General features: G+C 73.4%; 21 protein-coding genes and 3 tRNA genes. 14 read left to right on the top strand and 10 right to left on the bottom strand.

The features are described from left to right. Positions 1–265 precede the first annotated feature (265 nt). Both BXA05_RS01770 and BXA05_RS01765 read left to right on the top strand, forming a co-directional pair. Positions 266–5026 (top strand): ExeM/NucH family extracellular endonuclease, encoded by a 4761-nt coding sequence (locus BXA05_RS01770; protein ID WP_076403541.1) that lies wholly within the window; start codon positions 266–268, stop codon positions 5024–5026. Between the two features lie 143 nt (positions 5027–5169). Then, positions 5170–5646, top strand: coding sequence for a hypothetical protein (locus BXA05_RS01765; protein ID WP_143311004.1), 477 nt, complete (start codon positions 5170–5172; stop codon positions 5644–5646). Positions 5647–5650: 4 nt separating this feature from the next. Here BXA05_RS01765 and BXA05_RS01760 read toward each other — a convergent pair whose 3' ends face one another. The 4 genes from BXA05_RS01760 to BXA05_RS01745 are packed head-to-tail and all read right to left on the bottom strand — an operon-like array spanning position 5651 to position 9550. Then, positions 5651–6715 (bottom strand): sulfate/molybdate ABC transporter ATP-binding protein, encoded by a 1065-nt coding sequence (locus tag BXA05_RS01760; RefSeq protein ID WP_076403537.1) that lies wholly within the window; start codon positions 6713–6715, stop codon positions 5651–5653. Further along, entirely contained in the window at positions 6712–7605 is an 894-nt protein-coding gene (locus BXA05_RS01755; protein WP_143311003.1) for a sulfate ABC transporter permease, read from the bottom strand. The genes BXA05_RS01760 and BXA05_RS01755 overlap by 4 nt, the downstream gene beginning before the upstream one ends. Continuing rightward, a complete protein-coding gene (cysT, locus tag BXA05_RS01750; protein WP_076403536.1) occupies positions 7598–8488 on the bottom strand; it encodes a sulfate ABC transporter permease subunit CysT in 891 nt (296 codons plus the stop codon). Before cysT ends, BXA05_RS01755 begins: the two co-directional genes overlap by 8 nt. Positions 8489–8491: 3 nt before the next feature. Next, positions 8492–9550, bottom strand: coding sequence for a sulfate ABC transporter substrate-binding protein (locus BXA05_RS01745; protein WP_034653459.1), 1059 nt, complete (start codon positions 9548–9550; stop codon positions 8492–8494). Between the two features lie 237 nt (positions 9551–9787). On the opposite strand from BXA05_RS01745, the gene purF reads away from it, so the two are divergent. Both purF and purM read left to right on the top strand, forming a co-directional pair. Beyond that, a complete protein-coding gene (gene purF, locus BXA05_RS01740) occupies positions 9788–11335 on the top strand; it encodes an amidophosphoribosyltransferase (RefSeq protein WP_031315107.1) in 1548 nt (515 codons plus the stop codon). 57 nt (positions 11336–11392) lie between these two features. Next, positions 11393–12526: a phosphoribosylformylglycinamidine cyclo-ligase gene (gene purM, locus BXA05_RS01735; protein WP_076403534.1), complete on the top strand. Its 1134-nt coding sequence runs from the start codon at positions 11393–11395 to the stop codon at positions 12524–12526. Between the two features lie 214 nt (positions 12527–12740). Here purM and BXA05_RS01730 read toward each other — a convergent pair whose 3' ends face one another. Next, entirely contained in the window at positions 12741–12947 is a 207-nt protein-coding gene (locus BXA05_RS01730) for a DUF3073 domain-containing protein (protein WP_021482112.1), read from the bottom strand. Between the two features lie 409 nt (positions 12948–13356). Between BXA05_RS01730 and BXA05_RS01725 the strand changes: the two genes are divergently transcribed. Continuing rightward, positions 13357–13569 (top strand): BldC family transcriptional regulator, encoded by a 213-nt coding sequence (locus tag BXA05_RS01725; RefSeq protein ID WP_021482113.1) that lies wholly within the window; start codon positions 13357–13359, stop codon positions 13567–13569. A gap of 279 nt (positions 13570–13848) precedes the next feature. Here the strand turns inward: BXA05_RS01725 and BXA05_RS01720 are convergent, their stop codons facing one another. The 5 genes from BXA05_RS01720 to BXA05_RS01700 form a co-directional block, all read right to left on the bottom strand. Then, positions 13849–14157 carry a DUF3618 domain-containing protein gene (locus tag BXA05_RS01720; RefSeq protein WP_021481598.1) on the bottom strand — a complete coding sequence of 103 codons (309 nt, stop codon included), beginning with the start codon at positions 14155–14157 and terminating at the stop codon, positions 13849–13851. Then, positions 14154–14576: a phage holin family protein gene (locus tag BXA05_RS01715; RefSeq protein WP_021481597.1), complete on the bottom strand. Its 423-nt coding sequence runs from the start codon at positions 14574–14576 to the stop codon at positions 14154–14156. Before BXA05_RS01715 ends, BXA05_RS01720 begins: the two co-directional genes overlap by 4 nt. Before the next feature lie 174 nt (positions 14577–14750). Then, positions 14751–14823: transfer RNA gene (locus tag BXA05_RS01710), tRNA-Phe, on the bottom strand. A 50-nt stretch (positions 14824–14873) separates the two neighbouring features. Beyond that, a tRNA-Asp gene (locus BXA05_RS01705) sits at positions 14874–14947 on the bottom strand. A gap of 163 nt (positions 14948–15110) precedes the next feature. Continuing rightward, positions 15111–15183, bottom strand: a tRNA-Glu gene (locus BXA05_RS01700). Positions 15184–15273: 90 nt separating this feature from the next. On the opposite strand from BXA05_RS01700, the gene BXA05_RS01695 reads away from it, so the two are divergent. The 9 genes from BXA05_RS01695 (at position 15274) to BXA05_RS01655 (ending at position 22303) form a co-directional block, all read left to right on the top strand. Next, a complete protein-coding gene (locus BXA05_RS01695) occupies positions 15274–15618 on the top strand; it encodes a metallopeptidase family protein (RefSeq protein WP_076404059.1) in 345 nt (114 codons plus the stop codon). A gap of 40 nt (positions 15619–15658) precedes the next feature. After that, positions 15659–15976 carry an ArsR/SmtB family transcription factor gene (locus BXA05_RS01690; RefSeq protein WP_021481595.1) on the top strand — a complete coding sequence of 106 codons (318 nt, stop codon included), beginning with the start codon at positions 15659–15661 and terminating at the stop codon, positions 15974–15976. Between the two features lie 92 nt (positions 15977–16068). Continuing rightward, positions 16069–16995, top strand: a complete 927-nt coding sequence (locus BXA05_RS01685; RefSeq protein WP_074805531.1) for a cation diffusion facilitator family transporter — start codon at positions 16069–16071, stop codon at positions 16993–16995. Positions 16996–17083: 88 nt separating this feature from the next. Further along, a complete protein-coding gene (gene galE / locus BXA05_RS01680) occupies positions 17084–18091 on the top strand; it encodes a UDP-glucose 4-epimerase GalE (protein WP_076403532.1) in 1008 nt (335 codons plus the stop codon). 88 nt (positions 18092–18179) lie between these two features. Then, complete coding sequence (locus tag BXA05_RS01675) at positions 18180–19094, top strand: phytoene/squalene synthase family protein (RefSeq protein ID WP_076403530.1); 915 nt, start codon at positions 18180–18182, stop codon at positions 19092–19094. Beyond that, a complete protein-coding gene (crtI, locus tag BXA05_RS01670; protein WP_076403528.1) occupies positions 19091–20761 on the top strand; it encodes a phytoene desaturase family protein in 1671 nt (556 codons plus the stop codon). The genes BXA05_RS01675 and crtI overlap by 4 nt, the downstream gene beginning before the upstream one ends. Next, a complete protein-coding gene (locus BXA05_RS01665; RefSeq protein ID WP_031317163.1) occupies positions 20758–21096 on the top strand; it encodes a lycopene cyclase domain-containing protein in 339 nt (112 codons plus the stop codon). Before crtI ends, BXA05_RS01665 begins: the two co-directional genes overlap by 4 nt. Continuing rightward, the gene (locus BXA05_RS01660; protein ID WP_076403526.1) at positions 21093–21437 is read left to right on the top strand and encodes a lycopene cyclase domain-containing protein; all 345 of its coding nucleotides are present in this window, start codon (positions 21093–21095) and stop codon (positions 21435–21437) included. Before BXA05_RS01665 ends, BXA05_RS01660 begins: the two co-directional genes overlap by 4 nt. Then, positions 21434–22303, top strand: coding sequence for a prenyltransferase (locus tag BXA05_RS01655; protein WP_043655443.1), 870 nt, complete (start codon positions 21434–21436; stop codon positions 22301–22303). Before BXA05_RS01660 ends, BXA05_RS01655 begins: the two co-directional genes overlap by 4 nt. Positions 22304–22309 lie beyond the last annotated feature (6 nt).

Here is a 22309-nt window from a genome sequence, read left to right as displayed (position 1 = left end):
GGTAACGTTCTGGGGGCCGGTCTGGCGGAGCGCCGGACGGGGGACTAGCGTCCCAGGATGACCGGCCGCCGTCCGCGCGGGCGCTCGCGGCACGACGACGTGCGCTGGCGTTCTCGTGACGGTGACACGGCAGCAACCGCACGTTCATCCAGGTGGGGTGCGATGTCCCGCGGAGGCAGGGTGTCGCCCCGTCCGAGGGACGTCCCCGACCCACGGGAACGCGCGAGCTGCTGCCCGGCCGTCCGCACGAGATGAAGGAGTCAGCGTGACCGACCACCAGCACCTGCGGCGACGGAGGGTGGTGGCGGGCACGTTGACCGTGGCCCTCGCCGTGCCGTTCTCCGTCGCGGCGGCCACCGCCGCGAGCGCGGCGCCCGACGGGTCGGGCCTCGTCATCAACGAGGCCTACCTGAGCGGCGGCAGCGCCAACGCCCCGTACACCCACAAGTTCGTCGAGCTGTACAACCCCACGCAGGCGGCGATCGACCTCTCCGGGATGTCGCTGCAGTACCGCTCCGCGACGAGCACGGGCGCCTTCACGGGCGTGACCGCGCTGACCGGGTCGGTCGCCCCCGGGGGGTACTACCTGGTGCAGGGCGGGTCGAACGGCTCGAACGGCGCCGCGCTGCCCACGCCCGACGCGACGGGCGGTCTCAACCCGTCGGGCACGACGGGCACCCTCGCGCTCGTGCGGTCGACCTCGCCGGTGACGCTGCCGGCCGGGAACGCCGCGGGCGCCGCGAACGTCGTCGACCTCATCGGGTACGGCACCTCGAACACGTTCGAGACGGCCGTGGGCCCCGCGCCGTCGGCCAACAACGTGCCCGCGTCGATCAACCGGACCGGGTACGCCGACTCGGACGACAACAGCAAGGACCTCACGCTCTCCAGCACCGTCACGCCGCAGAACAGCGGCGACGACGGCGGCGGCCCGGGCCCTGAGCCGGGCGAGGTCGTCCCGATCGCGGAGATCCAGGGCACGGGCGCGGCGAGCCCGCTCGTCGGGCAGACGGTCACCACGCGCGGCGTCGTCACCGCGACCTACCCCACGGGCGGCTACGACGGCTTCTACCTGCAGACGGAGGGCACCGGCGGCGACCTCGACGCGTCGCACACGGCGTCGGACGCGATCTTCGTCTACTCGAAGGCGGGCGCGGCCGCGGTGGCGGTCGGCGACCACGTCGAGGTGACGGGCGCGGTGTCCGAGTACTTCACGCTGACCCAGATCACGCCCGCGGCGGGCGGCTGGACCGTGCTCGACGAGGCGGCGCAGGACGTCAAGCCCGCGAACGTCGCGTTCCCGGCGACCGACGCCGAGCGCGAGGTCCTCGAGGGCATGCTCGTGCAGCCGGCGGGCGACTACGTCGTCGCGGACAACTACGACACGAACTACTACGGGTCGTTCGTGCTCGCGGCGGGGACAGACCCGTTCGTCCAGCCGACGTCGGCCGGGCGGCCGGGCAGCGCGGAGGCGGCGGCCGCCGTCGCGGACCGTGCCGCGCGGGCCGTGGTGCTCGACGACGGCGCCACGACGAACTTCAACAACACGGCGAACAAGGGCGTCCCGCTCCCGTACCTCACGGGCGGGGCACCGGCGCGCGTGGGTGCGGCCGTGTCGTTCACGACGCCGGTCATCCTCGACTACCGGTTCGACGCCTGGACGTTCCAGCCGCGCACGCAGCTCACCGCGGGCGACGGCGGCAACGCCGCCACGGTGCAGCCGGTCACGTTCGAGAACACGCGGGAGGACGCGCCGGCCGAGGTCGGGGGCGACCTCTCCGTCGCGACGTTCAACGTGCTCAACTACTTCACGACCACGGGCGACCAGGTCGCGGGCTGCCAGTTCTACACGGACCGCGCGGGGAACCCGATCACGGTCCGCACGGGCTGCGACGCGCGCGGCGCCGCGGACGGCGCGAACCTCGAGCGGCAGCAGACGAAGATCGTCGCGGCGATCGACGCCCTCGACGCGGACGTCGTCGCGCTCATGGAGATCGAGAACTCGGAGCCGTTCGGCAAGGACCGCGACCAGGCGCTGTCGGACCTCGTGGACGCGCTCAACGCGGCCGCGGGCGCCGAGGAGTGGGCGTTCGTCCCGTCGCCGGCCGCCGTGCCGACGGACGAGGACGTCATCCGCCTCGCGTACATCTACCAGGTGGCCGAGGCCGAGCCGGTCGGCGACTCCGTGATCCTGCTCGACGACCCGGCGTTCTCGAACGCGCGCGAGCCCCTCGCCCAGGTCTTCCAGCCCGCGGGCGGGATCACCGAGGGTGACGACGCGGCGAGCGACGACGTGCTCGTCGTCGCGAACCACCTCAAGTCGAAGGGCGGCAGCGACTCCGCGCCCGCCGACCAGAAGGACACCGGCGACGGCCAGGGCGCGTACAACAAGGCGCGCGTGGGCCAGGCGACGGCGCTCGTCGCCTTCGCCGAGGACGTCGCGGCCGACGCCGGGACGGACAAGGTCCTGCTCGCGGGCGACTTCAACTCCTACGAGCAGGAGGACCCGCTGCAGGTGCTCAAGGACGCCGGCTACACCGACCTCGGTGCGTCGACGGGCGAGCACACCTACCTGTTCGACGGGTACGTCGGGTCGCTCGACCACGTGTTCGCGTCGTCGGCCGCGGCGGACGCCGTCACCGGCACCGACGTGTGGAACATCAACTCGGTCGAGCCGATCGCCAACGAGTACAGCCGGTACAACTACAACGCGTCGATCCTCTACGACACGACGCCGTTCCGGTCGTCCGACCACGACCCCGTCCTCGTGGGCCTCCAGCTCGGCGCCGCCGAGCCCGGCACCACGCAGCTGGACCTGCTGGCGATCAACGACTTCCACGGTCGCATCGACGCCAACACGGTGAAGTTCGCGGGCACGATCGAGCAGCTGCGCGCGGCGAACCCCGACGGGACGGCCTTCGTCTCGGCGGGCGACAACATCGGCGCCTCGCTGTTCGCGTCGGCGCTCCAGGAGGACCAGCCGACGATCGACGTGCTGAACGCGCTCGACCTCGCGGCGTCCGCGGTGGGCAACCACGAGTTCGACCAGGGCATGGACGACCTCACGGGTCGCGTCACCGACGAGGCCGACTGGGCCTACCTGGGCGCGAACGTCTACGACAAGGGCACGACGAACCCGGCGCTGCCGGAGTACCAGGTCGTCGAGATCGACGGCCTCGACGTCGGCTTCGTCGGCGTCGTGACGGAGGAGACCCCGACGCTGGTCACGCCGTCGGGCATCGCGGACGTCGAGTTCGGCGACCCCGTCGAGGCGCTCAACCGCGTCACCGCCCAGCTCCAGGACGGCGACCCGGCGAACGGCGAGGCGGACGTCGTCGTGGGCCTCGTCCACGAGGGCGCGTCCGCGGGCACGCCCGACGGTGCGACGCTCGAGGAGGAGGTCGCCGCGGGCGGCGCCTTCGCGGACATCGTCGACGGGACCGACGCGCGCGTCGCGGCGATCTTCACGGGCCACACCCACAAGCAGTACGCGTGGGACGCGCCCGTCCCGGGCGTCCCGGGCAAGACCCGCCCGATCGTCCAGACCGGCAACTACGGCGAGTTCATCGGGCACGTGTCGCTCACCGTGGACACCGCGACCCACGAGGTCACGGCGTACACGGCGCAGAACGTGGCCCGCACGAAGGCGGAGGACGCGACCCTGGTCGCGACGTACCCGCGCGTCGCGGAGGTCAAGACGATCGTCGACGCGGCGCTCCAGCAGGCCGAGATCATCGGCGCGACCCCGATCGGCGAGGTCACCGCGGACATCACGACCGCGTTCGCGGGCGGCTCGTACACCGGTCCCGGCGGGACGTACGTGGGCTCCGGCCCGAACCCGACCTCCGGGCGTGACGACCGCGCCTCGGAGTCGACGCTCGGCAACCTCGTCGCCGACTCGCTCCTCGCGACGCTCTCCGACCCGGCGCGCGGCGCTGCGGACATCGGTGTCGTCAACCCCGGCGGGCTGCGCAGCGAGCTGTTCCACGACGGTGACGGCGTCATCACCTACGCCGAGGCCAACGCGGTGCTGCCGTTCGTCAACAACCTGTGGACCGTGACCCTCACGGGCGAGCAGGTCGTCGAGATGCTCGAGCAGCAGTGGCAGACGGACGCGAACGGCAACCGTCCGTCGCGCCCGTACCTCGCCCTGGGCCTCTCGGACAACGTGTCGTGGACGGCGAGCACCGCCGACCCGAACGCGGCGCCGGGGAGCAACGTCTCCTCCGTGACGATCGACGGCGAGCCGATCGACCCCGCCGGGGAGTACCGCGTCGCGACGTTCTCGTTCCTGGCCACCGGGGGCGACAACTTCCGCGTGTTCACGGACGGCACCGACCCGCGCGACTCCGGTCTGGTCGACCGGGACGCGTGGATCGCGTACCTGCAGCAGAGCTCGCCGGTGTCGCCGTCGTTCGACCGCTCGCGCGTGGTCGTCGACGAGCTGCCCGGCACCGTGACGGCGGGCTCCGACGTGAGCGTGGGGCTCTCGGGCCTGAACCTCACGTCGCTCGGGTCGCCGACGAACACGTCGGTGGACGGGTACCTCGTCGCCGCGGACGCCACGTTCGACCCGGCGAACCCGGGCACCGCGGCGGGCACCGCCACGGTGACGGGCGGGGCGGCGACCCTGACGGCGACGGTCCCGGCCGACGCCGCGGCGGGCGAGTACGACCTGTGGGTCGTCGCGTCGCCGAGCGGCACGACGGCGCGCATCCCCGTCACGGTCGAGGCCGCGGCCCCGACGGTGGAGCTCGTGAACCTCGAGGCCACCGCGCGCTGCACGGGCAAGTTCGTCCACCTCGCGGTCCGCGCCACCAACGGCGAGGACGCGCCGGTCGAGGTCGTCCTCCAGACGCCCTACGGTTCCAAGCGGTTCCCGAACCTCCAGCCGGGCAAGAACGCCTACCAGTCGTTCAACACCCGGGCCACGTCGATCGAGGGCGGGACGGTCACCGTGACCGCGACGCTCGACGGCGTGACGCAGGAGTACGAGATCCCCTTCGAGGGTCAGACCTGCGGCTGACGCCTGCCTGACGCCGTGCGGCGCCCCCGAGGAGGCGACGCTACATCCCGCGACCCGGGTCCCGTCCGACGGGCCCGGGTCGCGGTGCGTCCGGGGCGAGGACTCTGCGGGGAGTCCCAGGAAGCGCGGGTAGGGTCGTGCTCGTGAGCTCCGAGCAGTCCCGCGTGCCCGACGGCACGACCCCAGACCCGTCCGCCGCGCCCGACGCCGTGGTGCCCGACGCCGCGCGCCCCGAGGCCGGGTCCGAGGCCGCCGAGCCCGGGGGCGCTGAGCCCGAGGCCGCCGGGCCGGGGACGAGGGCGGACGAGACGCCCGGCGCGGTATCCGACGACGCCGCCTCCGCCGGTGGCGAGGAGGTCGAGATCGAGTCCGTGGTCGACCCGGCGACGGTCCGCCGCGCCCCCCGCTACCGTGCGTTCTTCACGGTCGGCATCCTCCTGGGCACGGTCCTCGGCCTGGGCATCGGTGGTGCGTGGCTCCAGTCGCCCGCCGCGGCGCCGGTCTTCAAGCCCGGCGTCTACTTCACCGTCATCCTCGTGACGTGCGCGGCGCTCGGCGCCGCGGTCGCGGGCGTGTGGGCCGTCGTCGCCGACCGCCGCAGCCTGCGCGGGCGCCGCTGACCGCTCAGCCGACGAGCGGCTCGGCCACGCGCCGGTCCGCCGGCTCGGACGCCGTACCGGTCGGGGCGCCGGCGGCGGGGGAGAGCCGCACCGCCACGCCGGGCGCCAGGCCCAGCGTCCGCGCTTCCGCGCGGGTCACGACGACGGACACCACCTCGTCGCCCGCGGTCACCTCCGCGCGCACCTCGAACCCCACGCGCGTCGTGCGCGTGACGACGCCGGTCACGCCCGCCGCGTCCGCCGTGTCCCCGATCGCGACGCCCCGGTGCAGGTGCGCCGACGGGTCGAGGCCCGCCCCGCCGTCGGGCAGGACCTCGACGTGGACGTCGTGCGGGCGGACGAGGACCCCGCCGAGGCGGGTCACCGGCCCGAGGAATCCCATGACGAAGTCGTTCGCGGGGCGGTCGTAGAGGTCGTCGGGGGTGCCGACCTGCTCGATGCGGCCCTCGTTGACGACGACGATCTCGTCCGCGACCTCGAGCGCCTCCTCCTGGTCGTGCGTGACGAACACGGTGGTCACGGGGATCTCGTCGTGCAGGCGGCGCAGCCAGTCGCGCAGCTCCTTGCGGACCTTCGCGTCCAGCGCGCCGAACGGCTCGTCGAGCAGGAGGACGCTCGGGCGGATCGCGAGCGCGCGGGCGAGCGCCATGCGCTGGCGCTGCCCGCCGGAGAGCTGCGACGGCAGCCGGTGGGCGAAGCTCTCGAGGTGCACGAGCCGTAGCAGCTCGTCGACGCGCTCGGCGATCTCGGCCTTCGGCGTGCGGCGGATCTCGAGCCCGAACGCGACGTTCCGCGCGACGCTCAGGTGCTTGAAGGCCGCGTAGTGCTGGAAGACGAAGCCCACGTTGCGGCGGCGCGCGGGCAGGTTCGTGGCGTCACGGCCCTCGATCTCGACCTGGCCGGAGTCCGGCACCTCGAGCCCGGCGACGACGCGCAGCAGCGTGGACTTGCCTCCGCCGCTCGGGCCGAGCAGCGCCGTGAGGCGGCCGGTCGGCACCGAGACGGAGACGTCGTCGAGCGCGACGAAGTCGCCGAAGGTCTTGCGGACGTTGCGGATCTCGATGCTCATGCGTCGGCCTCCGTGGGGGCGGCGGTGCGGGTGGACCTGACGGTGCGGGGGGACCTGGCGGTGCGGGGGGAGCGGCGGGTGCGGGGACCGGCGGCGTCGTCGGAGCGCAGGAACGTCACGGCGACGATGCACGCGACGGACACCGACGCGAGGAGGAACGCGACGGCGTAGGCGGTGCCCTGCTCGAAGTCCTGGTACCGCTGCTCGACGAGCAGCGTGGACGTCTGCGTGCGGCCCTCGAAGTTGCCGGAGACGACCTTGACCGCGCCGAACTCGCCGAGGGCGCGCGCGAGCGTGAGCACGACGCCGTAGACGACGGCCCACCGGATCGCCGGCAGGGTGATGCGCCGGAACGTCTGGAGGCGGCTCGCCCCGAGGCTCGTCGCGGCGAGCTCCTCGTCGGTGCCGAGCTCCGTGAGGACCGGCACGACCTCGCGGACGACGAGCGGGAGGCACACGAACGCGGTGGCGAGGACGATGCCCGGCGGCGCGAAGATCACCTGGAGCCCGGCGTCCTCGAGAGCGCCGCCGAACCAGCCGTTCTTCCCGTACACGAGGACGAGCGAGAGCCCGACGACGATCGGCGAGACGGACAGCGGGAGGTCGAGCAGGGCGTTGAGGAGCGCCTTGCCCGGGAAGTCGTACCGGACGATGAGCATCGAGATGCCGACGCCGAACACGGTGTTGATCAGCACGACCTGCACCGCGACGGCGGCGGTGAGCTGGAGCGCGAAGACGACGGACGGGTCGGCGAGGGCCCGCTGGAACGTCTCGAGCCCGTCCGCGAACGCGCCGCGCACGACGAGCGAGACCGGCCACCCCACGAGCAGCACGAGGTACACGACCACGACGGCGCGCAGCGTGCGGCGCACCCAGGGGGAGCTATCCACGGCGGGCCACCCTGCGCTGGAGGAGCTGGATCGTCGCGATGACGAGCAGCGAGACGAGGAGGAGCACCGACGCGACGGCCGCCGCCTGCTCCGGCTGGCCGTTCTCCAGGTAGCTGAGGATGCGCACGGAGCCCACCTCGGTGCGCATGGGCAGGTTCCCGGAGAGCAGCACGAGCGCGCCGTACTCGCTGATCGCGCGCGCGAACGACAGCGCGGCGCCCGCGGTGATCGCGGGCGCGAGGGCCGGGAGGACGACGCGGCGGAAGGTCGTGGCCCGCGTCGCGCCGAGCGACGCGGCGGCCTCCTCGACGTCCCGGTCGAGCTCGGCGAGCACGGGCTGCACGCTGCGCACCACGAAGGGCAGCGTGACGAAGAGGAACGCGAGGAAGACGGCGGCGCGCGTGTTGGCGACGTCGACCCCCAGCGGCCCCGACGGCCCGTACAGCGCGAGCAGCACGAGGCCGGCGACGATCGTGGGGAGCGCGAACGGGATGTCGATGAGCACCTCGAGGAGCCGCTTGCCGGGGAACCGGTCGCGCACGAGGACCCACGCGACGAGCGTGCCCATGACGACGTTGACGGCAGTCACGGCGAGCGCCTGCGTGACCGTGAGTGTCAGCGCCGCGGCGGTCTGCGGCTGCGTCACAGCGGCGACGAAGGCCGGCCAGCCGCCGACGGACGTCTCGACGAGCACCGCGATCAGCGGGACGAGGGCGAGGGCCGAGAACCACACGAGCGCGACGCCGAGCCCGAGGCCGGAGGTCGCCGTGAGCCGGTAGGGGCCGTTGGGCGCCCGACGGCGCGTGCGGCCGGGAGGCGCGGCCGAGGCCGGGCGGCGCTCGCGCGCCGCCCGGCCCGGTCGTTCAGCGAGGGTCGAGGACACGGGTCACTGCTTCCCGGTCTCGGCCTGGATCTTGGTCACGAGGCCCTCGTCGCCGAAGAACTTGTCGTTCGTGGCCGACCAGCCGCCGAAGTCGTCGGCGATGGTGAGGAGCGTCGGGACGGTGGGGAACGGGTCGCTCGGGTCGTTGGCGCCCTCGACCTCGAAGTCGACGTCCCCGGTCAGGGGGCGGAAGCCCACGTGCGCGAACGCCTCTTGGCCCTCGGGCGTGAGGACGAAGTCGAGGTAGCTCTGCGCCTTGGGGTCGGCGTCGACCGTCACCGCGGCGGGGTTCTCGATGAGGAGCGTCTGGTCGGGGACCACGTAGTCGAACGTCTCGCCGTTCTGCCGCGCGAGGATCGCCTCGTTCTCGTAGGACAGCAGGACGTCGCCGGTGCCGGACGTGAAGGCGGTGGTCGCGTCGCGGCCGCTGCCGGGGAGGGCGACGGCGTTGGTGAAGAACTTCCGCAGGTACTCGGTCGCGTCCTCCTCCGAGCCGCCGTTCGCGATGACGCTGCCCCACCCGGCGAGGATGTTCCAGCGGGCCGAGCCCGAAGAACCGGGGTTCGGGGTGACGATCTCGACCCCGGGCTGGACGATGTCCTCCCAGCTCTGGATGTTCTTCGGGTTGCCCTCGCGGACCACGAGGACGACGACGGACTGGCTGACGATGCCCTGGTTCTCGCCCGCGTTCCAGTCCTCGGCGACGAGGCCCGCGTCGACGAGGCGCGTCACGTCGCCCTCGAGCGAGAAGTGCACGTAGTCGGCCTCCAGCCCGTCGGCGACCGCGCGGCTCTGGTCGCCGGACGCGCCGTACGACGTCTCCCAGGTCACGCCCTGGCCGTCCTCGGTCTCGCCCCACAGCTCCTGCGCCGCGTCGTTGCCCGCCTTCGGCACGGCGAAGCCGACGAGCGAGAGCGTCGTGGGCTCGACGTCGGAGCCACCGTCGCCGCTCGCGTCGCCCCCGCCCGACCCGTCGACGGCGGTCGGCGCGCAGGCGGTGAGGACCAGGGCGGTGGCTGCCGCGGCAGCCGCGAGGGTGATCGTCGTCCGGAGGCGTCGCATGGTGTCGTCCTTCGTCGGGGTCCCGGGGAGCGGGAGCGGTGGTGGAACGGGCCCGGCGCGCGGCCATACTGGACCCCCGCGGTCGGGTAAGTCGAGATTCAAGCGCGGCGTTCCCACGCAGCGAAACCCCCGACCGACAGGTGGGACGACGTAACGCCACCGTGAACGACGGCCGGGGGCCGTCCGCCTGGTCGTCCGCTTCCGCCCTCGCCCGCACGCTGTGGGACACTGAGGTACGTGGCCCCCCGCGGAGATGGACTTCTCAACCACGACCTCATGCCCGGCGAGAAAGGCCCCCAGGACGCCTGCGGCGTCTTCGGTGTCTGGGCGCCCGGCGAGGAGGTCGCCAAGCTCGCCTACTTCGGGCTCTACGCGCTGCAGCACCGCGGCCAGGAGTCGGCGGGCATCGCGACGAGCAACGGCGAGCAGATCCTCGTCTACAAGGACATGGGCCTCGTCTCCCAGGTCTTCGACGAGACGGCCCTCAACGCCCTGACGGGGCACATCGCCGTCGGGCACTGCCGGTACTCGACCACGGGCGGCGTGACGTGGGAGAACGCGCAGCCGACGCTCGGCGCCACCGCGTCCGGGACCGTGGCCCTCGGGCACAACGGCAACCTCACGAACTCCGCCGAGCTCGTCAACCTCGTCGCCGAGCGCTACGGGAGCCAGCGCCGCGGCGAGCTCGCGCGCGGCAACACGACGGACACCGCGCTCGTCACCGCCCTGCTCGCGGGCGACGCCGACCACACGCTCGAGGCGACGGCGCTCGAGGTGCTCCCGCGCTTGCGCGGTGCGTTCTCGCTCGTCTTCATGGACGAGCGCACGCTGTACGCCGCGCGCGACCCGCAGGGCGTGCGCCCGCTCGTGCTCGGCCGCCTCGAGCGCGGCTGGGTCGTCGCGAGCGAGACGCCGGCTCTGGACATCGTGGGCGCGTCCTTCGTGCGCGAGGTCGAGCCCGGGGAGCTCATCGCGATCGACGCGGAGGGCCTGCGCTCGCAGCGCTTCGCGCCCATCGAGCGCGCGGGCTGCGTCTTCGAGTACGTCTATCTGGCCCGCCCGGACACGAGCATCAACGGCCGCTCGGTGCACGCGGCGCGCGTCGAGATGGGCCGCCAGCTCGCCCGCGAGCACCCCGTCGAGGCGGATCTCGTCATCCCGGTCCCCGAGTCCGGCACGCCCGCCGCGGTCGGCTACGCCGCCGAGTCGGGCATCCCGTTCGGCCAGGGGCTCACGAAGAACGCCTACGTGGGCCGCACGTTCATCCAGCCGTCGGACACGCTGCGCCAGCTCGGCATCCGGCTCAAGCTCAACCCGCTGCGCGACGTGATCCGCGGCAAGCGGCTCGTCGTCGTCGACGACTCGATCGTGCGCGGCAACACGCAGCGCGCGCTCGTGCGCATGCTGCGCGAGGCCGGCGCGGCGGAGGTGCACGTGCGCATCAGCTCGCCGCCCGTGAAGTGGCCGTGCTTCTACGGCATCGACTTCGCGTCGCGCGCCGAGCTCATCGCGAACGGCCTCTCGCCGCACGAGATCGGCCAGTCGCTCGGTGCCGACAGCCTCGGCTACATCTCGACCGAGGGCATGATCTCGGCGACCGAGCAGCCGTCGTCCCAGCTCTGCACGGCGTGCTTCACCGGCAAGTACCCCATCGAGCTGCCGCCGGACGACCAGCTCGGCAAGCACCTCCTCGAGCAGGCCGAGCTCCCGCTCGGGGCGCCCGAGGACGGGCTGCGCAGCCTCTCGGTGACCGCCGGCGGCGCCGGCGCCCTCCAGCACCCCTGACCCGCACCCTCCGCACCACCGGCGCGCGCGCCGCGAGACACCTTTGGAGCCGACACCATGACTGCCGACTCGCCCCGCACGGGCCTCACCTACGCCGCCGCGGGGGTCGACACCGAGGCCGGTGACAAGGCCGTCGAGCTCATGAAGGACGCCGTGCGCCGTACCCACGGGCCGCAGGTCCTCGGTGGCGTCGGCGGATTCGCCGGCCTGTACGACTTCTCCGAGGTCGCGACGTACCGCCGTCCGCTGCTCGCGACGTCGACCGACGGCGTCGGCACCAAGGTCGCGATCGCCCAGGCGCTCGACGTGCACGACACGATCGGCTTCGACCTCGTCGGCATGGTCGTCGACGACATCGTGGTGGTGGGCGCCAAGCCGCTGTTCATGACCGACTACATCGCGTGCGGCAAGGTCGTGCCCGAGCGCATCGCGGGCATCGTGCGGGGCATCGCCGCCGCCTGCGAGGTCGCCGGCACCGCGCTCGTCGGCGGCGAGACGGCCGAGCACCCGGGCCTGCTCGGCGAGGACGAGTACGACGTCGCGGGCGCGGCCACGGGCGTCGTCGAGGCGGACGCGCTGCTCGGCCCGGAGCGCGTGCGCGAGGGCGACGTGCTCGTCGCCATGGCGTCGTCGGGCCTCCACTCGAACGGCTACTCGCTCGTGCGCGCCGTGCTGAAGCACGCGGGCTGGGGCCTCGAGCGGCACGTGGACGAGCTCGGCCGCACCGTCGGCGAGGAGCTGCTCACCCCCACGCGCGTCTACGCGAGCGACTGCCTCGCCCTGGCCGCCGACGACGCGGCTCAGGTCCACGCGTTCACGCACGTCACGGGCGGCGGCCTGGCCGCGAACCTCGCGCGCGTCCTCCCGGCCGGGCTCGTCGGGGTCGTGGACCGGGGGAGCTGGGACGTCCCGCCCGTCTTCCGCCTCGTGCGCGAGCTGGGCGGGGTGCCGCGCGGCGACCTCGAGAACACCCTCAACCTCGGCGTCGGGATGGTCGCGGTCGTGGGCGCGGACGGCGTCGACGCCGCCCTGGCGCGGTGCGCCGCGCTCGGCGTGCCCGCGTGGGTGCTCGGCACGGTCGAGGCGTTCGACCCGGACGCGGCCCGTGACCTCGCCGACGGCGACCTGGTCGCCGGCACCAAGGGCGTCCAGGCGGGCGCGGTGCGGCTCGTCGGGGACTACCGCTCCTGATCACCGCCCGGTCGGGTCGGCGCGCGGATCGTGGCGTCGGCCCGGCCAGGGCTGCTTTCCCGCGGGCGTGACGGGTCGATCCGTCAAGGATGTCGCGGTGGGGTGATCCGCCGCGGACGCACGACGACGGCGCCACCGCCTGCGGGCAGGCGGCGGCGCCGTCGAGGTCAGGTGCGTCCGTGCGAGACGGCGGAGGGGGTGTCGCGGACGACCGTCAGCGGTCGTCGGACCAGTCGTTGTAGCGCTGGTCGTAGCGCTCGAGGTCGTCCGGCTCGGCGCCGAAGCGCGAGTCCGTCACGACATCCGTACGGCTGTGACCCGTGAGCTCCTGCTCGAGCGCACTGTAGTTCGTCTCGGGGCTGTAGTACTTCAGCGCGCGAGCGACCTTGGTCTGCTTTGCCTTCTGACGGCCGCGGCCCATGGCTCCGACCCCCTCAACGTAGAAGCGGGGCGGCAACGTACTCAGACGTGCGGCCCCGGGGTGTAGTTTCGTCTGTTCAGGGTCCAACGGTACATGCTCAGGGCCTATTCCATCCACTCAGAGACCCTGGCCGAGCCGTGGACGTGCCTACCGTCACACAGTCTCCACCGCGCGGCACCGCCCGGACCGGGTCGGGCGGTACGGAGGGCCCCTGCGGACCACCTGCGGCAACGCTCTCGTATGCCGCAGGAGCGCCTATCCGGCCGATCCGACCATAGAGCGCCTAATTCACCCGTCCGTCAAGTCGCCCGAAATCCGCATGCTGCGACAATGGAAGGTACTGGCGTCGTGCTGTCGTCGTGATCCGGGGTATCTGCCGGACCAGCGCGTACCAGGAGGAGGTGTCGTGATGTCCATGCACGGGGAGTCCGAAGTTCTGCTCACGCCCGCCGAGGTCGCCAGCCTTTTCCGCGTCGACCCCAAGACCGTCACCCGCTGGGCGAAGGCGGGCAAGCTGTCGTCGATCCGCACCCTCGGTGGCCACCGGCGCTACCGCGAGTCCGAGGTCCGGGCCCTGCTCGGCGCCGCGAGCGAGCCCGCGGACGGTACCGACAAGTCCTGACCCGGGGTCGCGCCCGGCCCACGGCCCACGGCACGCCGACGTGGCGGCGCGCACCCGAACGGACGCCGGCACGACGCACGTTCTCGGTCGGCGCCGGCCTTGCCACCCAGCCCTGCGCGCGTGCGACGCTCCCGCACGCCGGATGGCCCGCGTCCCCGAACCCTCCCCGCGTGCCGGACGCCCCGCGCGTCGTCGAACCCTCCCGCACGCCGGAACGCCGCCGACCCCGCGTCCGGTGGAGCACCGGCGCGGGGTCGACGGCGTTCGTCGACGGGGTCGCTACGAGCGGCGGCGGAGGATCGCCGCGGCCACCAGCGCGACGCCGACCACGGCGGCGCCCAGCAGCAGCTTGACGTTGCGGGACCGGTCCGGGTCCTCCTCGGGCAGCCCGTTGCCGGAGAGGAACGCCCCGGTGTCGCTCGCCGCCTGCTTCGCCTGCTGCGCGGCGGCCTTGGCCTGGACGCGCGGGTCGAGCCGCGTCGTGAGCTCGTCGATCGTCCCCGCGAGCTCCTTGCGGGTGCGCGCGATCTCGTCCTCGAGCTGGGACGGGGAGAGCTGGGGGTCGGGGGTCTCGCCGGTTCCGCTCACGGGCGCAGTCCTTCCTTGATGGTCGCGACGTCTTCCTTGATGCTCTCGACCGCACCGGTCGGCGTCGGCGGCACGCCCCGCTGGAGCTGCTTGACGCCGACGAACGCGAGCGTACCGGCGACCAGCACGAGGACGCCGCCGACGATCAGCGCCGCGAGCCACAGCGGCATGGCGGTCGCGAGGCCCTCCATGGCGGAGTGCAGCAGGAAGCCCAGGCCGTACAGCACGAGCACGCCGCCGACGACGAGCAGGCCGATGCCGATGCCGGCGTGCTTCGCCTTCGTCGTGAGCTCGGCCTTCGCGAGGGCGATCTCCGAGCGGACGAGGCGGGTCGCTTGCTCGGACAAGCGCTCAACGAGCTGTCCGACCGTCGGCTTCTGCTCCTCGGGCGGGATGCGCCCGTCGATCCAGTCGCTCATCTCTCAGCCTTTCCGCAGGTGATCCCCCACCACTCAACCGGCACCGGGGTCGGCGCGCAACTTCCCCGGGGGTGCTCGCGGTGCCCCGGGGGCGAGGAGGGTCGCGCGAGGGACGCCGCGCCGGCTCGGGACGCAGAAGACCCCCGTCCGGAATCCCGGGCGGGGGTCTTTCGGTGGCTCCGACCGGCGTCGATCCGGTGACCTTTCGATTTTCAGTCGAACGCTCTACCAACTGAGCTACAGAGCCATGGGGGAAGAGCCCGGCCGGCCGATGCCGACCGGGCTCTTCGCCTCACGCGACCCTGACGGGACTTGAACCCGCGACCTCCGCCGTGACAGGGCGGCGCGCTAACCAACTGCGCTACAGGGCCTTGCTGTTCTTCGCGAGACACACCTTAGCACCAGGGAACCCGGTGGTTTTCACCAGTGATCCTGGCGGTGTGGTGGCCCGCATTCGAACCGAGAGGATCGTACCGTACCGGTGAGCCGATCCGTAAATCCGCCGGTGACCACCGGTCCCGACGCGATCTCGCGTACCCCCAACGGGATTCGAACCCGTGCTACCGCCGTGAAAGGGCGGGGTCCTAGGCCGCTAGACGATGGGGGCTCAGGAACGTCGGCCAGTGTACAGCGGCACCGCCCGGGGCTCCTCGTCGGATCCGCCGCCCGCGCGGGGGAGGATGGGCGGGTGGTGGAGATGACGCGGGCCGAGTTCGAGGACGCCGTGCGCGACGGGCTGGACCTCGTGCCCGAGGACCTGGCGGCGCAGATGGACAACGTCGTGGTGCTCGTCGAGGACGACGCGCCCGCCGACGACCCTGAGCTGCTCGGGCTCTACGAGGGGGTCCCGCTCACGGAGCGGGACCACATGTGGGCGGCGGGCGCGCTGCCCGACCGCATCACGATCTTCCGCAACCCGACGCTCGCCATCTGCGAGACGCGCGAGGACGTGGTCGAGGAGGTGGCGGTGACCGTCGTCCACGAGATCGCGCACCACTTCGGCATCGACGACGACCGGCTGCACGAGCTCGGCTGGGGCTGAGCCCGGGCGGTCCGGGGTCGCCGATCGCTAGGATCGGCGGGTGACGACGAGCGCCGCGAGCGACCCCCGGCACGACGGCGCGCACGACCACGAGGCGGTCGCGCGCCTGCTCCACGCGCTCGCCGAGCCGCGCCGCCTCGCGATCGTGCACCTGCTCACGGGCTCGGAGCGCCGGGTCGTCGACCTCACGCGTGAGCTCGGGCTGGCCCAGTCGACCGTCTCGGAGCACCTCACCACGCTGCGCGAGGTCGGGGTCGTCGCGGTGCGGCGGGAGGGCCGGTCGTCCTGGTACCGCCTCGTGCGCCCGGAGGTCGCGCACCTCCTCGCCGACGCGGAGCACGTCGCCCTCGCCCCCTGACCCCTGCTCGTGACGCGTGTCACGGCGCGCTCCGCCTAGAAAACATCGGTTTTCATCGATATCATCGGTATCTACCGATGAATGGAGGGTCGATGGGAGCGGGTCACGACCACGGCGCAGGTGGCCTCGACGCGCCCGACCACCGCAGGCGGCTCGCCGTCGCGTTCGGCATCACCGCGACGATCCTCGCGGCCCAGGCCGTCGGCGCGGTGCTCACGGGGAGCCTGGCGCTCCTGACGGACACGGCGCACATGCTCACCGACGCGGTCGGGCTGGCCGTCGCGCTGGTCGCGGCGTCGCTCGCGCTGCGCCCGGCGACCAAGCACCGCACGTGGGGCTTCCGCCGTGTCGAGGTGCTCGCGGCCCTCGCGCAGGCGGCGCTGCTCCTCGCCGTCGGCGCGTACGCCGCCGTCGAGGGCGTCCGGCGCCTGCTCGAGCCGCCGGAGGTGCCCTCCTCCGAGCTGCTCGTGTTCGGGATCGTCGGTCTCGTGGGGAACCTCGTCGCCATCGCGGTCCTCGCGTCGGGGCGACGCGCGAACCTCAACCTGCGCGCCGCGTTCCTCGAGGTGGTCAACGACGCGCTGGGCTCCGTCGGGGTCATCGTGGCCGCCGTCGTGATCGCCACGACGGGCTACCAGCGGGCTGACGCGATCGCCGGCCTGCTCATCGCCGTCCTCATCGTGCCGCGCGCGTTCCGCCTCCTGCGCGAGGCGACGGCCGTCCTCATGGAGTTCACGCCCGAGGGCCTGGACCTCGACGACGTCCGGCGGCACATCCTCTCGCTCGACCACGTCGAGGACGTCCACGACCTGCACGCCTCCACGGTCGCGACAGGGCTCCCGACGATCTCGGCGCACGTCGTCGTGGACGACGCGTGCTTCCGGGACGGTCACGCGCTGGAGATCGTCGAGCGCGTGCGCACGTGCGTCGCCCACCACTTCCCGGTCTCCGTCGAGCACTCGACCTTCCAGCTCGAGACGGCCGCCCTGCGCGACCGCGAGGCGCACGGCCATGCCTGAGGACGCCGTCGGGCCTCCCAGCGGTGCGCGAGCGGACGCCCTGGGGACGACCCGTCGCCGTGCGGGGCGCGCCCACTAGGGTGGTGCCATGACGATCCTCGTGACCGGCGGAGCCGGGTACATCGGCGCGCACGTGGTGCGCCTCCTGCAGGAGCGCGGCGAGAAGGTGGTGGTGGTCGACGACCTGAGCACGGGCCGCGCGGACCGGGTCGGTGACGCGGTGCTGGTCGAGGTCGACGTCGCGTCGCCCGAGGCCGTGGACGTGCTCACGCGCGCCATGACCGAGCACGACGTGCGCGCGGTCGTCCACTTCGCGGCGCGCAAGCAGGTGGGGGAGTCGGTCGAGAAGCCGGCCTGGTACTACCAGCAGAACGTCGGGGGCTTCACGAACCTCGTCACCGCGATGCAGGCGGCCGGCGTCGACCGTCTCGTCTTCTCGTCGTCCGCGGCGACGTACGGCATGCCGTCGGTGTCCCTGGTCGAGGAGAAGCTGCACGCCGAGCCGATCAACCCCTACGGCGAGACGAAGCTCGTGGGGGAGTGGCTGGGCCGGGCCGCGGGCCGCGCGTGGGGGCTGCGGTTCGTCGCCCTGCGCTACTTCAACGTCGCCGGTGCGGGCTGGCCGGACCTGGGCGACCCCGCCGTGCTCAACCTCGTGCCCATGGTCCTCGACCGCCTCGAGCGCGGCGAGCGGCCCAAGATCTTCGGGGACGACTACCCCACGCCGGACGGTACGTGCATCCGGGACTACATCCACGTCCTCGACCTCGCGCAGGCCCACCTCGCCGCGCTCGAGTACCTGGGTGTGGACGAGCGTCCGTTCGACGTCTTCAACGTCGGCACGGGTGAGGGCTCCTCGGTGCGCGAGGTGATCGACGAGATCGGGCGCGTCAGCGGGCTCGACGTCACGCCGGAGGTCCTGCCGCGTCGCGCGGGCGACCCGCCGCAGCTCGTCGGGAACCCCCGCCGCATCAACGAGCTCTTCGGCTGGCGCGCCACGAACGGCCTGCCGGAGATCATCGCGTCGGCGTGGGAGGCCTGGCAGGCCGGGCCCCGCCGCATCGACACGACGCGCGAGGCCGCCTCCGAGGTGTGAAATCCGGCGTCCCGTGCGACCCTACATCCCTCAGCATGCTGAGGATCGACCGGGGAGGTTCCCCGGCGACGGAAGACGGGACGACGACGTGGGTGACGAGAGCGACCCGGCACGGCTGTACGACCTGACCGCCGCACGCACGAGCCGGGTCGTGCTGGCGGCGTACTCGACCTCGTTCGGGCTGGGCGCGCGCCTGCTCGACGCCGCGACCCGCGACGGGATCGACGCGGTGTACGGGCTCGTGCGGATCGCCGACGAGGTCGTGGACACGCGCCGCGGCGACGGCGCAGCAGACCTCCTCGACGAGCTGGAGGCGGAGACCGCGAGGGCGCTCGACCGCGGCTGGTCGACGAACCTCGTCGTCCACTCGTTCGCCCGCGCCGCGCGCCGCTGCGGGTTCGGGCACGACGAGGTCGACCCGTTCTTCGCCTCGATGCGCACCGACCTCACGGTCCGCGTGCACGACCGCGAGAGCTACGAGCGGTACGTGTACGGCTCGGCCGAGGTCGTCGGCCTCATGTGCCTCGCGGTGTTCCTCAACGCGCGGCGTCGCCCCGGAGAGCCGCTGCACGTCCCGGACCCGGCGCTGGTCCGGGGCGCCCGCGCGCTCGGCGCGGCGTTCCAGAAGATCAACTTCCTGCGCGACCTGCGCACCGACCACGACGAGCTCGGGCGCGCCTACCTGCCCGGCGTCGTCCCCGGCCGACTGCGCCGCCGGGACGTCGAGGCGTTCTGCCGCGAGGTCGAGGGCGACCTCGCCGCCGCCCGCGCCGCGCTCCCCGGGCTCCCGGTGCGCCCGCGCATCGCCGTGGCCGCGACCGTCGCCGTCTACGAGCGGCTCCTGGCGCGGCTCGCCGCGACGCCCCCGGAGGACATCCTGCGTGCGCGCGTGCGCATCCCGGACACGATGAAGGTCGCGCTCGCGGCGCGCGCCGCCGGTGGCCAGCTCCTCGGCCAGGTGGCGTCCGCCCGGTCCCCGCGCCCGCGGAAGGTGCTCGCGTGAGGGCTCCGCGCGTCGTCGTCGTCGGAGGGGGGATCGCCGGGCTCGCCACCGCCGCCCTGCTCGCGCGCGGCGGCGCCCGCGTCACCCTGCTCGAGCGGCACGACGAGGTGGGCGGTCGCGCGGGCACGCTCGAGGTGGACGGCTTCCGCTTCGACACCGGCCCGTCCTGGTACTTCATGCCCGAGGTGTTCGAGCACTTCTTCGGGCTGCTCGGCGCGCGCGTCGAGGACCACCTCGACCTCGTCCCGCTCGACCCGGCGTACCGGGTGTTCTTCGAGCCGGGCGCGGACGGCGCGGCGTCGACGTTCGAGCTGTCCGGCAACGCCGGGGTCAACCGGTCGCGGCTCGACGCGATCGAGCCGGGAGCCGGGGGCCGGATCGCCGCGTACGCCGAGGACGCGAGCGAGGCGTACGGGCTGGCGCTCGACCACTTCCTCTACACGACGTTCGAGCGCCCCGACCGGGCGCTCTCGCCCTCGGTGCTGCGTCGGCTGCCGCGCCTGGCCGGTCTCCTGCGCGAGTCGCTCGCCGACCGCGCCGCGCGCGCCGTGGAGGACCCTCGGCTCCAGCAGCTCCTCGGGTACCACGCCGTGTTCCTCGGGTCGTCGCCCTACCGCGCGCCCGCGCTCTACTCGCTCATGAGCCACCTCGACCTCGTCGACGGCGTCCAGTACCCCCGCGGGGGCATGTACACGCTCATCGAGGCCGTCGAGCGGCTCGCGCGCGACGCGGGCGCCGAGGTGCGCACCGGCGCCGACGTCGCCGGGATCGAGGTCGTGCCCGGCGCCGGTCGCCGCGGGCGGGTCGCCGGCGTGCGCCTCGCGTCGGGCGAGCTCGTCGAGGCGGACGTCGTCGTCTCGGCCGCCGACCGGCACCACACGGAGACGGCGCTCCTCGAGCCGCGCTGGGCCGACCTCCCCGCCGCGGCGTGGGAGGACAAGGGTCCCGGCATCTCCGCGCTGCTCGTCCTCGCGGGCGTCCGCGGCGAGCTGCCCGAGCTCGCGCACCACTCGCTGTTCTTCACGAAGGACTGGCCCGCCAACTTCGACGCGGTGCTCGGCCCGGACCGTCGCAGCGACCCTCGCGGCCTGCGCGTGCCGGAGCCCGCCTCGCTCTACGTGTCGCGCACGAGCGCGACGGACGGGCCGACGTCGGCCGCCCCCGCGGCGCCGCCCGGCCACGAGAACCTGTTCCTCCTCGTGCCGTTCCCCGCCGACCCGACGCTCGGCGGCGACGAGCCGTCGCAGCGCACGCTCGAAGGGCTGGCCGACCGCTACCTCGCCCAGGTGGGGCGCTGGGCGGGGGTCGAGGATCTCCCGGGGCGCGTCGTCACGCGACGCGTGCTCGGGCCGGCGCACTTCGCGACCGAGCTCTCGGCGTGGCGCGGCGGCGCGCTCGGCATGGAGCACACCCTGCGGCAGTCCGCGCTGTGGCGCCCGGGGAACGCGTCCCGCCGTGTCGACGGGCTCTACCACGCCGGAGGTGGCACGATCCCGGGCGTGGGACTGCCGATGTGCCTGATCAGCGCCGAGCTCGTCGCCAAGCGGCTGCTCGGCGAGACGTCCGCGCGCCCGCTGCCCGAGCCGCTGCGCGAGGGCTTCCTCGCCGCGAGCCGCCGGCCCGAACGGCTCCGGCCGGCGGACCGGCCGGTGGCGGTCCGCCGGTGACGGGCCTCGCCTACCTCGGTGCGCTCGCGGTCTCGCTCGGCGGCCTCGCCGTGCTCGACCGCCGGTTCCGGCTCGCGTTCTGGTCCGACCCCCGGCGCGCCGCGCTCACGGTCGGTCTCGGCGTCGTCGGGTTCCTCGCCTGGGACGTCGCGGGCCTCGCGCTCGGGATCTTCGCGCGCGGGGAGAGCCCGTGGATGACCGGGCTGCTGCTCGCGCCCGACCTCCCCGTCGAGGAGGCGGTGTTCCTGACGCTCCTGTGCTACAACGCGCTGCTCGTCTGGCGGGGCGCCGAGCGCGTGCTCGCTGCCCGCCGCGCCGGGGAGGACGACGCGTGACGAACATCGTGCTCAACGTCATCGTCCTCGCGGTGCTCGTCGCGGTGTCGTGGCGCGTGCTGCGCCGGCTGCGACCCGGGCCGCTCGTGTGGACGGCCGTCGTGATGTGCGTGCTCACCCTCGTGTTCGACACGCTGATGATCGCGGCCGACCTGTACGTCTACCACCCGGACAAGATCCTCGGCGTCTACCTGTGGGGGGCGCCGCTCGAGGACTTCGCGTACGCGCTCGCCGCCGCGCTCGGGATGCCGGTGCTGTGGACGATGCTCGGCGCCCGCGGTCGCGACCGCACCGCCGGCCGCGGGTCCGGGCGCGGGCGTGCCACGGAGGACGACCGGTGAAGGACGTCCTCGCCGCGTCGCGGCCCTTCTCCTGGATCAACACCGCGTACCCCTTCGCCGCGGGGTACCTCGTGGCGACCGGCGGGCGCGTCGACCTCGCGCTCGTCGTCGGGACGCTGTACTTCCTCGTGCCGTACAACCTGCTCATGTACGGCGTGAACGACGTCTTCGACTACGCGAGCGACCTGCGGAACCCGCGCAAGGGCGGCATCGAGGGCGCGCTGGCGGACCCGGCGACCGCGCGCGTCACGCACCGGCGCATCCTGCGCGCGTGCGTCGCGACCAACGTGCCGTTCCTCGTCGCGCTCCTGCTCCTCGGCGACCCGCTCGCGGGCGCGGTCCTCGCGCTCGTGGTGTTCGGCGTCGTCGCCTACTCGGCGCCCCGGCTGCGGTTCAAGGAGCGCCCGTTCCTCGACTCGTTCACCTCGGCGATGCACTTCGCCGGGCCGCTGCTGTACGCGCTCGTGCTCGTCGACGCGGACCTGTCCGCGCGCGCCGTCTGGCCCGTGCTCGTCGGCTTCGTGCTCTGGGGCATGGCGTCGCACGCGTTCGGCGCGGTGCAAGACGTGCGCGCGGACCGCGAGGGCGGCATCGCGTCCGTCGCGACGGCGATCGGCGCGCACGCGACCGTGCTCGCCGCGGCGGCGGCGTACGTCGGGGCGGCCGTCGTGCTCGCGGTGCTCCCGTGGCCCGGCGTCCTCGCCGCTCTGCTCCCGCTGCCGTACGCCGTCAACGTGCTGCGGTTCCGCGACGTGCGCGACGACGACTGCGAGCGCGCCAACGCCGGGTGGCGGGCGTTCCTGTGGCTCAACCTCGTCACCGGGTTCCTCGTGACGATGCTGCTCCTCGCGGACGCCCTCACCTGACGCGCC

Origin of the sequence: Cellulosimicrobium funkei (assembly GCF_900155925.1) — a bacterium.
In the GTDB taxonomy this organism is placed as follows: Bacteria; Actinomycetota; Actinomycetes; order Actinomycetales; family Cellulomonadaceae; genus Cellulosimicrobium; species Cellulosimicrobium funkei.
This window is presented reverse-complemented; position numbering and strand designations above follow the sequence as displayed.

Coding starts and splice junctions, on each gene's coding strand:
- BXA05_RS01715 (WP_021481597.1), bottom strand. CDS start 14,576: ATGAGCGACTGGATCGACGGGCGCATCCCGCCCGAGGAGCAGAAGCCG.
- BXA05_RS01685 (WP_074805531.1), top strand. CDS start 16,069: ATGGGAGCGGGTCACGACCACGGCGCAGGTGGCCTCGACGCGCCCGAC.
- BXA05_RS01695 (WP_076404059.1), top strand. CDS start 15,274: ATGACGCGGGCCGAGTTCGAGGACGCCGTGCGCGACGGGCTGGACCTC.
- purM (WP_076403534.1), top strand. CDS start 11,393: ATGACTGCCGACTCGCCCCGCACGGGCCTCACCTACGCCGCCGCGGGG.
- BXA05_RS01760 (WP_076403537.1), bottom strand. CDS start 6,715: ATGAGCATCGAGATCCGCAACGTCCGCAAGACCTTCGGCGACTTCGTC.
- BXA05_RS01745 (WP_034653459.1), bottom strand. CDS start 9,550: ATGCGACGCCTCCGGACGACGATCACCCTCGCGGCTGCCGCGGCAGCC.
- BXA05_RS01730 (WP_021482112.1), bottom strand. CDS start 12,947: ATGGGCCGCGGCCGTCAGAAGGCAAAGCAGACCAAGGTCGCTCGCGCG.
- galE (WP_076403532.1), top strand. CDS start 17,084: ATGACGATCCTCGTGACCGGCGGAGCCGGGTACATCGGCGCGCACGTG.
- BXA05_RS01725 (WP_021482113.1), top strand. CDS start 13,357: ATGTCCATGCACGGGGAGTCCGAAGTTCTGCTCACGCCCGCCGAGGTC.